Below are 13,711 nucleotides of genomic sequence, written 5' to 3'. Positions count from 1 at the left end.
CCTCCTACACCGATTCCAGGATTGCGACGACGCCCTGGCCGCCGGCAGCGCACACCGACACCAGTCCGCGGGCCGGCCGCCCGTCCGTGCTGCCCTTGGCGTGCAGCAACTTGGCCAGCGACGCCACGATGCGTCCGCCCGTGGCCGCAAACGGGTGTCCTGCGGCCAGCGACGAGCCGTTGACGTTCAAACGTGAGCGGTCCACCTTGCCGAGGGCACCGTCCAGGCCCAACCGGGTGCGGCCGAACTCTTCGTCCTCCCACGCAGCAAGCGTGCTCAATACGGTGGCCGCGAAGGCTTCGTGGATCTCGAAGTAGTCGATGTCCGCCAACGTCAGGTTGTGGCGGGCCAGCAGCCTGGGAACCGCGAAGACCGGAGCCATCAGGAGCCCGTCCTTGCCGTGGACGAAGTCCACCGCCGCGGCCTCAGCGCCCACCACGGCAGCGAGCTTCGGCAGGTCGCGGGCGTCTGCCCATTCGTCCGAGGCCAGCAGGACCGTTGAAGCGCCGTCTGTCAGCGGCGTCGAGTTTCCGGCGGTCATGGTGGCGTCGGCGCCAAGGTTCCTGCCGAAGACGGGCTTCAGCGACGCGAGCTTTTCCGCCGAGGTATCGGCGCGCATGTTGCCGTCGCGGGACAGTCCCCGGTAGGGGGTGATGAGGTCGTCAAAGAAGCCAGCCTCGTAGGCGGCTGCAAGGTTGCGGTGGCTGTTGAGGGCAAGCTCATCCTGGGCTTCCCGGGAAACCTTCCATTGGGCTGTCGTGAGGGCCTGGTGCTCCCCCATGGACAGGCCGGTGCGCGGTTCTGCGGTACCCGGAGCCAGCGGAGCCAGGTCCTTGGGGCGCAGGCGGCTGAGGATCTGCAGCCGCTGCGGCAGCGTCTTTGCCCGGTTGAGGTCGAGGATGACCTCCCTGAGGCCTTCGCTGACCACCACTGGGGCGTCCGAGGCGGAGTCGACCCCGCCGGCGATGGCTGAGTCAATCTGGCCGAGCTTGATCTTGTTGGACAGGCCCACCACGGTTTCCAGGCCCGTGGCGCAGGCCTGCTGGAGGTCGTAGGCCGGCGTTTCGGCTGACAGCGCCGAGCCGAGGACAGCTTCGCGGGTCAGGTTGAAGTCACGGGAATGCTTGAGTACCGCGCCGGCTGCCACCTCTCCCAGGCGTTCGTCCTGGAGGCCGAAGCGGGCAATGAGTCCGTCCAGGGCCGCCGTCAGCATGTCCTGGTTGGAGGACTTTGCGTAGGCACCTCCGGCACGGGCGAAGGGAATCCTGTTGCCGCCCACAACGACTGCCCGGCGGAGCGCGGTGGCCCCCGCGGTTGGGCGGGCTGACTCTTCGGGGCCGGTGGCTGACTGTCCGTCAATGGACATGGGTATCTCCTCTGGTCGCATGCAGTTACCGATACCCAGCGTACCTGATACGCTGGGTATCGTGAACATCCCCGGAGCAGTAACTGAAGCACGCGCCGACGGGCACTCCCCTGCAGCCAGTCCGGACGGCAGGTCGTCCCGCTGGGAGTCCCACCGTGAAGAACGCCGGCGGCAGCTGATCAAGCAGGCCCGGCGGGCGGTACATGCACTTGGCAGCGACGCCTCCATGGAGGACATCGCCGCAGCTGCCGGAACGTCCAAGTCCGTGTTCTACCGCTACTTTGGCGACAAGGCCGGGTTGCAGCAGGCGGTGGGCGAGGTGGTCCTGGACCAGATGCAGCGGCGTATCCGCGAGGCCGCTCAGAGCGCTGTGACGCCGCGGGAAGGGCTGTTCGCGATGGTCTCCGCCTACCTGCAGATGGCGTCCACCAGCCCGAACGTCTACACCTTCGTGACACGCCACGCCGAGGCGTCCGGCGCGGCGGCCGTCTCCGGCGCCCTGGGGCACTTCTTCGACGCAGTGGCCGAGATGATCGCCACCCCCATGCGCTCCCACTTGGGTGACGGGAAGGAAGCGGTCATCGGGTTCTGGCCCAAGGCCGCCATCGGCCTCGTGCGAAACGCCGGCGAACAGTGGCTCAGCACCCCTGACTCCCCCGCCAAACCGGGCCAGGACGCCATGGCCCGCCAAATCACCGACTGGCTCTGCGTCGGCATCGCACCCGAACTGTCTACTCCGAGCACCACCAAGCAACCTGTCAGCACCAACGAAGGACATTGACATGACTGAAGTAGTGGACCGCCCCGCCGCCAAGGGCTCCGGGCCGGCCGGAACCGCCCGGGTCCCTGCCCACACGGACCGCCCCCTGCCCGCCGTCGACACCGAAGCGCTGGGCAGGCAACTCCTGGGCAAGTGGGCGGATGTCCGCCGCCAGGCGCGGGAGCTCGCCGCCCGTCCCGAACTGCACAAGGTCGAGGGCGAGACCCACACGGACCACCGCGCCAGGGTCTTCGGGCAGTTGCAGTACCTCGTTGACAACGGGGCGGTCCACCGCGCCTTCCCTTCCGAGCTTGGCGGCTCCGACGACCACGGCGGCAACATCGCCGGCTTCGAGGAGCTGGTGGTTGCGGACCCGTCGCTGCAGATCAAAGCCGGGGTGCAGTGGGGACTGTTCGGCTCAGCCGTCATGCACCTTGGCACAGCAGAACACCACGCCAAGTGGCTCCCCGGAATCATGAGCCTTGAAATCCCCGGTTGCTTCGCCATGACCGAAACCGGACACGGCTCCGACGTTGCAAGCATCGCCACCACTGCCACCTACGACCCCGGCACCGCGGAATTCGTTATCCACACGCCCTTCCGCGCTGCCTGGAAGGACTACATCGGGAACGCCGCAACGGACGGACTCGGCGCAGTGGTGTTCGCCCAGCTGGTGACGCAGGGCGTCAACCACGGGGTCCACGCCTTCTATGTGGACCTCCGCGACCCGGACACCAAGGAATTCCTGCCGGGCATCGGCGGTGAGGACGACGGAATCAAGGGCGGCCTCAACGGGATCGACAACGGACGGCTGCATTTCACCAATGTCAGGGTCCCGCGCACCAACCTGCTCAACCGCTACGGCGACGTCGCTGCCGACGGCACCTACAGCTCCCCCATCGCCAGCCCCGGCCGGCGCTTCTTCACCATGCTGGGAACCCTGGTCCAGGGCAGGGTGTCCCTGGACGGTGCAGCGGTGGCGGCATCCAAGGTGGCGCTGAAAGCCGCCATCCAGTACGCCACCGAGCGCCGGCAGTTCAACGCTTCGTCCCACACGGACGAGGAAGTGCTGCTGGACTACCAGCGGCACCAGCGCCGCCTGTTCACCCGGCTCGCCACCACCTACGCCGCCGGGTTTGCGCACGAACAGCTGCTGCAGAAGTTCGACGACGTCTTCTCCGGCGCCGCGGACACCGACGCGGACCGCCAGGACCTCGAAACCCTTGCGGCGGCCCTCAAGCCCCTCAGCACCTGGCATGCCCTGGACACCCTGCAGGAATGCCGCGAAGCCTGCGGCGGCGCCGGGTTCCTGATTGAAAACCGGTTCGCCTCGCTCCGGGCCGATCTGGACGTCTACGCCACGTTCGAAGGCGACAACACCGTGCTGCTGCAGCTCGTTGCCAAGCGGCTGCTGGCCGACTACGCCAAGGAGTTCCGCAACGTGGACTTCGGTGTCCTGGCCCGCTATGTGGTGGGGCAGGCCACCGGCGCGGCGATCCACCGCACCGGCCTGCGCCAGGTGGCACAGTTCATCACCGACACCGGCTCCGTGCAGAAGGCCGCGATCGCCCTGCGGGACGAGGAAGGACAGCGGGCCCTCCTCACCGACCGGGTGCAGACCATGGTCGCTGAGGCCGCCACCGCGCTCAAGGGCAGCAACCGGCTCCCCCAGGACAAGGGCGCGGCCCTCTTCAACCGCCACCAGAACGAACTGATCGACGCTGCGCAGGCCCACGCCGAACTGCTGCAGTGGGAGGCCTTCACCGAGGCGCTCGCCGACGTCAGCGACCCCGGCACCAAGAAGGTCCTGACCTGGCTGCGTGACCTCTTCGGGCTGTCCCTGATCGAGAAGAACCTCTCCTGGTACCTCATGAACGGCAGGCTCTCCATGCAGCGGGCGCGTACCGTAGGCGGCTACATCAACAGGCTGCTCGAGAAGATCAGGCCGCACGCACTGGACCTGGTGGACGCGTTCGGGTACGGCGACGAACACGTCCGCGCCACCATCGCCACCGGCGCCGAAAAGGTACGCCAGGACGAGGCCCGCGCGTACTTCCGCAGCCAACGTGCCAGCGGACAGACCCCCGTGGACGAAAAGGTGCTGCTGGCCCGCAAAGCCGGCGGCCGCAAAGCCTAAAGCCCGCCGGCGGCCCACCACCGCCCAAGAGCAAAGTCCTGGCATGACGACGGCGCCGCTTCCCTTCCACGGGGAGCGGCGCCGTCGTCGTACTGCTGGGGGGACGTCAGCTGACGGCGGGCAGCACCGAGCGGTACACCTCGAGGGTGGTCTCCGTGATGGACTCCCACGAGAAGTGCTTTTCGGCACGCTCGCGGCCCGCCTGGCCCATGGCCCTCGCGCGGGCCGGATCGGACACGACTTCCGTGAGGGCGGCCGCGAATTCACTGACGAACTTTTCGGGGTCCAGCGGCGTCCCGGTACCGTCGGTGACCTGCTCAAGGTCCACCAGCAGCCCGGTCCGGCCGTGCTCCACCACCTCGGGAATGCCACCCGTGGCGCTGGCCACCACTGCGGCACCGCAGGCCATGGCCTCGAGGTTAACGATGCCGAGCGGCTCGTAAATGGAGGGGCAGGCGAAGGCGGTGGCGTGGCTCAGAACCTGTATGAGCTCGTGGCGGGGCAACATCCGCTCGATCAGCACCACACCGGTCCGCTGCTTCTGCAGGTCCTCGATGAGTGCGGCGGTCTCGGCGGCCAGTTCCGGGGTGTCGGCCGCGCCCAGGCACAGAACGAGCTGGACGTCATCAGGAAGCTTCGCGGCTGCCCGAAGGAGGTATGGAACCCCCTTCTGCCGCGTGTTTCTTCCCACAAAGACGACACTTGGCCTGGCGGGATCAATGCCCAGCGCACGGATGGCGTCGTCGTTTTCGTCACGCGTCCACATCTCGACATCGATGCCGTTGTGCACCACCCGGACCTTCTCCGGATTCACGTCGGGGTAGCTGCGCAGGATGTCCTGCCGCATGCCCTCGGACACGGCAATGATGGCGGCGGCAGCCTCATACGCTGTCTTCTCGACCCAGGAGGACAGGGCGTAGCCGCCACCCAGCTGCTCCGCCTTCCACGGCCGCAGGGGCTCCAGGCTGTGGGCACTCAAAACATGCGGAATTCCGTGCAGCAGCGAGGCCAGGTGGCCGGCCATGTTGGCGTACCAGGTATGCGAGTGGACCAGGTCGGCGCCCGCGATGTCCGGAACGATCCTCAGGTCCACGCCCAGCGTCTGCACGGCGGCGTTGGCGGAGCCCAAGTCCTCCGGCACAGCGTAGGAAGTCACCGCTGCCCCGTGATAGTCGGCGTCGCGTGGAGCACCGAAGGCACGAACCTGCAGGTCAACGTGCTTACTAAGCACCCTGCTCAGTTCGGCGACGTGCACCCCGGCGCCACCATAAATTTCCGGCGGGAACTCTTTAGTCACAATATCTATTCGCACAAGACCCAAGGTAGTCCTTCACGCATAACTGTTCTAGTGTGAAGGAGTCCGGGCGTACCGGACTGTCTTGGGGAGTTACGAAGGCGTACAGGAGCGACCACTATGCCGTTGAATAAAAAAGTCCTGGCCATTGTCCTCGCAGGTGGCGAGGGAAACAGACTGATGCCACTGACGGCTGACCGGGCGAAGCCCGCGGTGCCTTTCGCCGGCAGCTACCGCCTTATCGATTTTGCGATTTCCAACCTGGTGAATTCGCGCTACCTGCAAATTGTGGTCCTCACCCAATACAAATCCCATAGCCTCGACCGGCATATTTCCGAAGCCTGGCGCATGTCGACCCAGCTGGGGAACTACGTCGCCTCCGTCCCCGCACAGCAGCGCGTGGGCAAGAGCTGGTTCCTGGGCAGCGCCAACGCCATTTACCAGTCCCTGAACCTGATCCATGACGCCAACCCCGACATCGTCGTCGTGGTCGGTGCAGACCACGTCTACCGCATGGACTTCGCCCAGATGGTGGAGCAGCACGTCCACAGCGGCGCCAAGGCAACGGTTGCCGCCGTCCGCCAGCCACTGAGCATGGCCGACCAGTTCGGCGTCATCGAGGTGGACCAGAACGATCCGCAGAAGATCGCGGCATTCGTTGAAAAGCCCGCCACCACGCCCGGCCTCGCTGCGGATCCGTCCCAGTTCCTCGCCTCTATGGGCAACTACGTGTTCGACGCCGACGCCCTGGTTGCGGCCCTGCACGTGGACGCCGAGCGGCTCGACACCAAGCACGACATGGGTGGCGACATCATCCCCTACTTCGTCAACCAGGGCGAGGCAGGGGTCTACGACTTCACACTCAACGAAATCCCCGGCTCCACCGAACGCGACCGCACCTACTGGCGCGACGTAGGCACCATCGACTCCTTCTACGACGCCCACATGGACCTCATCTCGCCGCTGCCGGTGTTCAACCTCTACAACTCCGAGTGGCCCATCTACACGCGGCAAAGCATCTCCCCGCCTGCCAAGTTCGTCCGAGGCCTCAACAACACGGTAGGCACCGCCCTGGATTCAATCGTCTCCAGCGGCGTGGTGATCTCCGGCGGCGTGGTGGAGGGCTCCGTCCTCTCCAACGACGTGTATGTGGCAACCAGCAGCAGGGTGATCGACTCCGTGCTGATGGACAAGGTGCAGGTCGGCGAGGGCGCCGTGATCAACCGGGCCATCATTGACAAGAACGTCAAGGTGCCGGCCGGCGCCGCGATCGGTTTGGACCCGGACCTCGACCGGGCACGCGGCTTCAAGGTCACGGAATCGGGCATCACTGTCCTGTCCAAGTACCAGGAGGTCCCCGAGCCCGGCGAGCACGAACGCCAGCTGGCAGCCGAGAACCTGCACCTGGTTCCCAATGCCGTGAAGGCCGCGGCGGACCAGTACCCGGAGGTGCGCGAATCGGTGGACAAGGTGGCCCGGACCCACGCCGCCGCAGCCGAAGCTTCCCCCGGAGCACGCGTCTCCTGACACACCGCTGACATCTGGTCGAAGGACCGGCGGCGCCTGCACGGCGCCTCCGGTCCTTCAGTCATGATGCCCTGATTCCACGCTGTAAAATTGACCCAATGAGCTCCCCCGACCTGACCCCTGAGGAAATCCAGGCCTGCCTCAAGGTCCTGAACACCATCCACGTCTATGACGAGGAGCACCCTGACTACATCTCGGTGCGCCGGGCCACCGGCAAGATGTTCAAAGCGGTCAAACGCCACCGCAGGGTCACCAAGCGCGACCTGATTGCCGACGCCGACCGTGCCGTCATTGCCCTGACGGCCACGGCCGCCCCGGACCGGATCGACGACGAGACGCGCGGAAACAAGCTCGCCCCCTCGGCCACCGGCGAAGTGGCCGGCCACCTGATCCGGTCCCGGCCGTGCTACATCTGCAAGCAGCACTACACCCAGGTGGATGCCTTCTACCATCAGCTGTGCCCGGAATGTGCGGCCTTCAGCCACAGCAAGCGAGATGCGCGCACCGATCTCACCGGCCGCAGCGCCCTGCTGACCGGCGGCCGCGCCAAGATCGGCATGTACATCGCCCTCCGGCTGCTGCGGGACGGCGCCCACACCACCATCACCACCCGGTTCCCCAAGGACGCAGCCCGCCGGTTCGCTGCCATGGAGGACAGCGCCGACTGGCTTCACCGGCTGCGGATTGTCGGCATCGACCTCCGCGACCCGTCCCAGGTCATGGCACTGACCGACTCCCTCAACGAGGCCGGGCCGCTGGACATCATCATTAACAACGCCGCCCAGACTGTCCGCCGCTCCGGCAATGCCTACAAGCCGCTGGTGGATGCCGAGGACGAACCGCTGCCCGCAGCCCTGGAGCAGGCCAACGGCGGACCGGAGCTGCTGACGTTCGGCCACGCACATGACAAGCATCCGCTGGCCATCGCAGGCACCGTCACCGAGCACCCCGTCCTCGCCGGGGATGCCGTGACGTCATTGGCACTGTCCACCGGTTCCGCCTCACTGGAACGCATCGCGGCGGGAACGGCCATCGACGCCGGCGGACTGGTCCCGGACCTGGCCACCATCAACAGCTGGACGCAGGTGGTGGACGAGGTGGACCCGCTGGAGATGCTTGAAGTCCAGCTCTGCAACGTCACGGCGCCGTTCCTGCTGGTCAGCCGGCTCCGCGGGGCCATGCAGCGGTCCACGGCACACCGCAAATACATCGTGAACGTCTCCGCCATGGAAGGCCAGTTCTCCCGCGCCTACAAGGGCGCCGGGCACCCGCACACCAACATGGCCAAAGCCGCGCTGAACATGATGACCCGGACCAGCGCACAGGAGATGCTGGATTCCGACGGCATCCTGATGACCGCCGTGGACACCGGCTGGATCACCGACGAGCGGCCCCACTACACGAAGGTCCGCCTCATGGAGGAGGGCTTCCACGCGCCGCTGGACCTGGTGGACGGTGCAGCCCGGGTTTACGACCCCATTGTCATGGGTGAAAACGGCGAAGACCAGTACGGCGTCTTCCTCAAGGATTACAAGCCCAGCCCCTGGTGAAAGGCGTATGCTCACGGCATGAGCAACGAGTCATCACCTGACGTCCAGAACCTCGAGCACCACGAATGCTGGGCCCTGCTGCGCACTGTCTCCGTTGGCCGGCTGGCCGTCGTGGCTGACGGCCGCCCGGATATCTTCCCCATCAACTACACGGTGGACGGCGGCACGGTGGTGTTCCGCACCGGCCAGGGCACCAAGCTGTCGGCCGCGTCTGGAGACGCGGCCGTGGCCGTGGAGGCCGACGGCGTCGATCCGGAGAGCGGACTGGCCTGGAGCGTGGTGGTCAAGGGAACCGCCGAAGTGGTGAAGAGGGCCGAAGACGTCCTGGACACGTCGCGGCTCTATCTCTTCCCCTGGCAGGCGGGCCGGAAGGACGCGTTCGTCCGGATTACCCCAGACTCCGTTACCGGCCGCCGGTTCAAGGTCACCGAGCCGATGACCTGGTGGACCCAGATCAGCAGCTCGGCCAAGTCCGCCCACGAGTAGGCGCCGGCAGCGTGCGCGCGGTGCGCACGCCACCGGTCAGGCAAGCTGCGTTATCTCCACGCTGACGTTCAGGGCTGATCCGCCGCCGCCGGACAGGATGCCCTTGAGCGGAGTGACGTCCCGGTAGTCCCTACCGCGTGCCACGGTGACGTGGAAGTCCCCGGCAGGCTTGTGGTTGGTGGGGTCCCAGCTGCGCCAGTCCCCGTCCCACCACTCCAGCCAGGCGTGTGACTGGCCGGCAACTGTCTCTCCCACGCCGGCGCTGGACCGAGGGTGCAGGTAGCCCGAGACGTAGCGTGCGGGGATGCCGCAGCTGCGCAGGGCACCGATGGCCAGGTGCGCGAGGTCCTGGCAGACGCCCTGCCGCTGCGTCCATGCCTCTTCCGCGTTCGTGGTGACGGCGGTGGAACCGGACATGTAGGTCATCTCGCCGCGCATCCAGGCGAAGATGGCCATGGCCGCTTCGTGCGGGTTCTTGCCGGCAACAACGCCGGGGATGATGCCCAGGACTTCTTCACCCGGACCGCTGAGCCGTGACTGCGGCAGCCAGTCGCTGTGGGTGTTAAGGGTTTCCGGCGACGCCAGCACATCCCAGCCGGCGATGTCGGACTCGGACGGGATCTTCCCGGCACGGTGGACCTCGACGGTGATGTTGGAGATGACTTCCAGGTGGTCGTGCGGCATCTGCATGTCGAAGGCCGTCACCCTGGTCCCCCAGTAGTCGCGGTAGGTGCTCACGGCCGCCTGCGACGGGGACACCTTGACCACTGACTCGAGGACCACCTGCTGGGAGTCCGTCAGCGGCGTCATCCGCGCCTCGTTGTATGAGAGGGTGACGCGCTTGTTGTACTTGTACGCCGTCCGGTGGACGATGCTCAGCCGGGTCATGAAACTTCTCCCACCCAGGCCAGTTCGTCCGCCTGATTGAAGTACTTACGGGAAATGGCATCCGAGGCCTGGGACACAGCCTTCTGCACGCGTTCCATGTGTTCGGGCAGCTCGGACATGAGGTCGTCCGTCCGGTGGAACTCAAGGAACGTGCGGGCCTGGCCCACGATCCGGCGGGCATCGTTGATGAAACCCACACGCTGGGCTGAGGGGTCCAGCTTGGCGAGGCATTCGTCGGCGTCGCGCAGTGCGTACACGATGGAGCGCGGGAACAGCCGGTCCAGGAGCAGGAACTCGGCCGCGTGCTGGTCACCGAAAGCTGCCCGGCGGGTCCGGAGGAAGGATTCGTAGGCGCCGGCGCACCGGAGCATGTTCACCCAGGACATGCCTGCGGAGAGGACATCCCTGGTGGACAGCATGCGGGCGGTCATGTCGGCCCGCTCGAGTGACCGGCCCAAAACGAGGAACAGCCAGCTTTCGTCGTGGCTGACGGTGGTGTCCGCCAGGCCGCTGACCATGGCGGTGCGCTCCAGGGTCCAGTTGCAGAACCGGTAGGTGCCCACCACGTCCTTGCGGTGCTGGCTAAGCCCGTAGTAGGTGGTGTTGAGGCTCTCCCACAGTCCTGAGGAGACCGTTTCGCGGGCACGCCGTGCGTTCTCGCGGGCAGCGCCCAGGGACCCGGCGATAGACGTGGCACTGGTCTTGTCGTAGGCCAGGGCGTGCAGCAGTTCGGGCAGGCCGAAGTCATCGCTTTGGGGCCTTGCTCCCATCACAGCCAGCAGCTCCTGGGCCACGCTTTTGCGCTCCTCCATGGGGAGGTGGTTGAGCCGCTCCAGGTGCACGTCGAGGATGCGGGCGGTGCCGTCGGCCCGCTCCACATAGCGGCCGATCCAGAATAGGGATTCGGCAATACGGCTAAGCATTCGCGGCTACCTCCTGCGGGGCCGAAACGGACAAGAAAAGTTGCCGGGCGGGGCGGGTCACTGCTGCTGCTCCGACTGGCGGTCCCGCCAGTTGCTTTCCACGGGCCACACGGAGACCCGCTCGCGGACCGAGATGGATTGCCGCGGAACGGACTCCACGGGCATCTGCGGTGAATCGGCCAGGACCCAGGTGTCCTTGGAGCCGCCGCCCTGGCTGGAGTTCACGATCAGCGAGCCTTCCTTCAGCGCCACGCGGGTGAGGCCACCGGGCAGCACCCAGACGTTGTCGCCGTCGTTCACGGCAAACGGGCGCAGGTCCACGTGGCGGGGGCCGAACTTGTCCCCGCTCAGCGTGGGCACCGTGGAGAGCTGCAGGACCGGCTGGGCGATCCATCCGCGCGGATCGGCGATGATCCGCTGCCGCAGGGCGTCCAGTTCGTCCTTGGAAGCGTCCGGGCCGATGACCAGGCCCTTGCCGCCGGAGCCGTCCACCGGCTTGACCACGAGCTCGGCGAGGTTGTCCAGGGTGTACTCCCGGGCTTCCTTCTCCTCGAGGCGGAACGTATCCACGTTCGCGATGATGGGCTCCTCGCTCAGGTAGTAGCGGATCAGGTCAGGAACGTAACTGTAGACCAGTTTGTCGTCCGCGACGCCGTTGCCCACGGCGTTGGCGATGGTGACGCCGCCGGCCCGGGCCGCGTTGACCAGTCCGGGGCAGCCGAGCATGGAATCGGCCCGGAACTGGAGGGGGTCCAGGAAGTCGTCGTCGATGCGCTTGTAGATGACGTCCACGCGCTGCTCACCGGCGGTGGTGCGCATGTATACGCGGTTGCCGCGGCAGATGAGGTCGCGTCCTTCAACGAGTTCCACGCCCATCAGTCCGGCCAGCAGCGTGTGCTCGAAGTAGGCGCTGTTGAACACGCCGGGCGTGAGCACGACGACGGTGGGATCGTCCACGCCCGAGGGTGCGGTCTTGCGCAGGGCCGAGAGAAGCCGGCGCGGGTATTCCTCGACCGGACGGATGAGCTGCTGGCCGAAGGCTTCCGGCAGGCCCTTGGCCATGGCACGGCGGTTCTCGAGGACGTAGCTGACGCCGGAGGGAACACGGACGTTGTCCTCGAGGACACGGAAGGTTCCGGCGGCGTCGCGGACCACGTCGATGCCGGAAATGTGGACGCGGACGCCGCCGGCGGGTTCGAACCCGTGCACCTGGCGGTGGAAGTGGGCGCTGGTGGTCACCAGCTGGCGCGGGATCACGCCGTCGGACACCACCGTCATCTTGTCGTACACGTCGTTGAGGAAGGCCTCGAGGGCGCGGACGCGCTGCGCTACACCGCGCTCCATGACGTCCCATTCGGCAGCGGGAATGACCCTGGGCACGATGTCCAGGGGGAAGGGCCGCTCCTCCCCCGCAAAGTCGAAGGTGACGCCGCGGTCCAGGAAGGTCCGCGCCATGGAGTCGGCCCGGGCGCTGACATCGGCCAGCGAGAGCTTGCGGAGCGCGTCCGCCACCTGCTCATAGGAGGGGCGGGCCTGTTGCCCGGGGGCGAACATTTCGTCGTAGGCTCCGGTCCGGCCCGCGGCCTCGGAGTAATCCTGGAAGAGGTCTGACATGCCCAATAGCCAACCACCTTTTTGTTTCGAATTCATAAACGGCCTTCCATTGTGGCGTGTTGGCGCGGGCAGCCGGTTCGGACATTCCGGGTTCCTTCCGGCAAAGTGGGTGAGTGCCAGTCAGCAGAAGCGCCTCCAGCCCCGGCCCGGGATGCCCGCGGGGAGCCATGCGGCTGCTGCCCGGCCTGGCCGCCGCGGCCGTTGCATTGGTGCTTGCCTTCCTCATTCACGCGCTGGTGCCGTCCCTTCCTGCGATGACCCTGGCCGTGGTGCTGGGGGTCCTGGCCGCCAACCTGCCGGTGACCGGAGGATGGACGGCAGGGCGGGCCCGCCCCGGCCTGGACTTCGCCGGCAAGCACCTGATGCGCGGCGGAATTGTGCTGCTGGGTCTGAAAGTGGGCATCGGCGACGTCCTGGACCTGGGGTGGCTGGCGCTGGTGCTGATCACCGCCGTGGTCGCGGCAAGTTTCGGCGGCACGTACCTGATCTCCCGGCTGTTCAGGTTGCCGCCGGTGACGTCGCTGCTGGTGGCCACCGGGTTCTCCATCTGCGGGGCCTCAGCCATCGGCGCGATGGCAGCGGTGCGGCGCATCCGCCACGTGGACACCGTATTGCCGGTGGCTCTGGTGACCCTGTGCGGCACCCTGGCCATCGGCGTCCTGCCGCTGCTGGTCCACCCGCTCCAGCTCAGCGCCGAGGTCTTCGGAGCGTGGACCGGCGCGTCCGTGCACGATGTGGGGCAGGTGGTGGCCACGGCGCAAACCGCCGGCCCCGCGGCCCTGGCAATCGCCGTCGTCGTCAAACTCACCCGGGTGCTGCTCCTGGCGCCCGTGACGGCACTGGCGGGGGCGCACCACCGGATTTCCCTCCGTCCATCCGGGGACGACGCCGGCCTGCCGCCTGTAGTGCCGCTGTTCGTGCTCGGATTCGTGGCGATGGTGGCGCTGCGTTCCACCGGATGGCTGGCGGAGGGCTGGCTGGAGGCGGGGGCCATGCTGCAGGATGTGCTGCTGGGGGCGGCCCTCTTTGGCCTGGGGTCCGCGGTGCGGATCCGTACGCTGCTCCTGACCGGCGGGCGGGCCCTGCTGGCTGCGCTGGCATCCTGGCTGCTGATTGCAGTCCTGGGCCTTGCGGCTGCCCTGCTCATCGTCGGTTGACGTGCCGCC

11 protein-coding genes are annotated in these 13,711 nt (G+C 67.0%); 6 read left to right on the top strand and 5 right to left on the bottom strand.

Features of this window, described 5'->3' with window-relative positions; all coding sequences use genetic code 11:
• Positions 1–4: 4 nt before the first annotated feature.
• The gene (locus BLT71_RS11220; protein WP_091720202.1) at positions 5–1,366 is read right to left on the bottom strand and encodes an acetyl-CoA C-acetyltransferase; all 1,362 of its coding nucleotides are present in this window, start codon (positions 1,364–1,366) and stop codon (positions 5–7) included.
• Between the two features lie 19 nt (positions 1,367–1,385).
• Between BLT71_RS11220 and BLT71_RS11215 the strand changes: the two genes are divergently transcribed.
• A complete protein-coding gene (locus tag BLT71_RS11215; RefSeq protein ID WP_390896720.1) occupies positions 1,386–2,147 on the top strand; it encodes a TetR/AcrR family transcriptional regulator in 762 nt (253 codons plus the stop codon).
• 1 nt (position 2,148) lies between these two features.
• Positions 2,149–4,263 carry an acyl-CoA dehydrogenase family protein gene (locus tag BLT71_RS11210; protein WP_091720199.1) on the top strand — a complete coding sequence of 705 codons (2,115 nt, stop codon included), beginning with the start codon at positions 2,149–2,151 and terminating at the stop codon, positions 4,261–4,263.
• 106 nt (positions 4,264–4,369) lie between these two features.
• Here BLT71_RS11210 and glgA read toward each other — a convergent pair whose 3' ends face one another.
• Complete coding sequence (gene glgA / locus BLT71_RS11205; RefSeq protein ID WP_091720197.1) at positions 4,370–5,575, bottom strand: glycogen synthase; 1,206 nt, start codon at positions 5,573–5,575, stop codon at positions 4,370–4,372.
• 102 nt (positions 5,576–5,677) lie between these two features.
• Between glgA and glgC the strand changes: the two genes are divergently transcribed.
• From glgC to BLT71_RS11190, 3 genes are all read left to right on the top strand, one after another.
• The gene (glgC, locus tag BLT71_RS11200) at positions 5,678–7,084 is read left to right on the top strand and encodes a glucose-1-phosphate adenylyltransferase (RefSeq protein WP_091720194.1); all 1,407 of its coding nucleotides are present in this window, start codon (positions 5,678–5,680) and stop codon (positions 7,082–7,084) included.
• Between the two features lie 98 nt (positions 7,085–7,182).
• On the top strand, positions 7,183–8,634 hold the full coding sequence (locus tag BLT71_RS11195; protein ID WP_091720191.1) for an SDR family NAD(P)-dependent oxidoreductase: 1,452 nt from the start codon (positions 7,183–7,185) through the stop codon (positions 8,632–8,634).
• 18 nt (positions 8,635–8,652) lie between these two features.
• The gene (locus BLT71_RS11190; RefSeq protein WP_091720189.1) at positions 8,653–9,120 is read left to right on the top strand and encodes a pyridoxamine 5'-phosphate oxidase family protein; all 468 of its coding nucleotides are present in this window, start codon (positions 8,653–8,655) and stop codon (positions 9,118–9,120) included.
• A gap of 36 nt (positions 9,121–9,156) precedes the next feature.
• Here the strand turns inward: BLT71_RS11190 and BLT71_RS11185 are convergent, their stop codons facing one another.
• From BLT71_RS11185 to BLT71_RS11175, 3 genes are read right to left on the bottom strand one after another with little or no spacing between them, the layout of a single operon-like run.
• A complete protein-coding gene (locus tag BLT71_RS11185) occupies positions 9,157–10,008 on the bottom strand; it encodes a transglutaminase family protein (protein ID WP_091720186.1) in 852 nt (283 codons plus the stop codon).
• Positions 10,005–10,931 carry an alpha-E domain-containing protein gene (locus tag BLT71_RS11180; RefSeq protein WP_015937078.1) on the bottom strand — a complete coding sequence of 309 codons (927 nt, stop codon included), beginning with the start codon at positions 10,929–10,931 and terminating at the stop codon, positions 10,005–10,007. Before BLT71_RS11180 ends, BLT71_RS11185 begins: the two co-directional genes overlap by 4 nt.
• Before the next feature lie 57 nt (positions 10,932–10,988).
• A complete protein-coding gene (locus BLT71_RS11175; protein WP_091720184.1) occupies positions 10,989–12,545 on the bottom strand; it encodes a circularly permuted type 2 ATP-grasp protein in 1,557 nt (518 codons plus the stop codon).
• A 113-nt stretch (positions 12,546–12,658) separates the two neighbouring features.
• Between BLT71_RS11175 and BLT71_RS11170 the strand changes: the two genes are divergently transcribed.
• Entirely contained in the window at positions 12,659–13,702 is a 1,044-nt protein-coding gene (locus BLT71_RS11170) for a YeiH family protein (RefSeq protein WP_407681215.1), read from the top strand.
• Positions 13,703–13,711: the final 9 nt, after the last annotated feature.

The organism is Pseudarthrobacter equi (assembly GCF_900105535.1).
Classification (GTDB): Bacteria; Actinomycetota; Actinomycetes; order Actinomycetales; family Micrococcaceae; genus Arthrobacter; species Arthrobacter equi.
The sequence above is the reverse complement of the archived record's forward strand: the minus strand, read 5'-3'. Positions and strand labels throughout refer to the sequence as shown.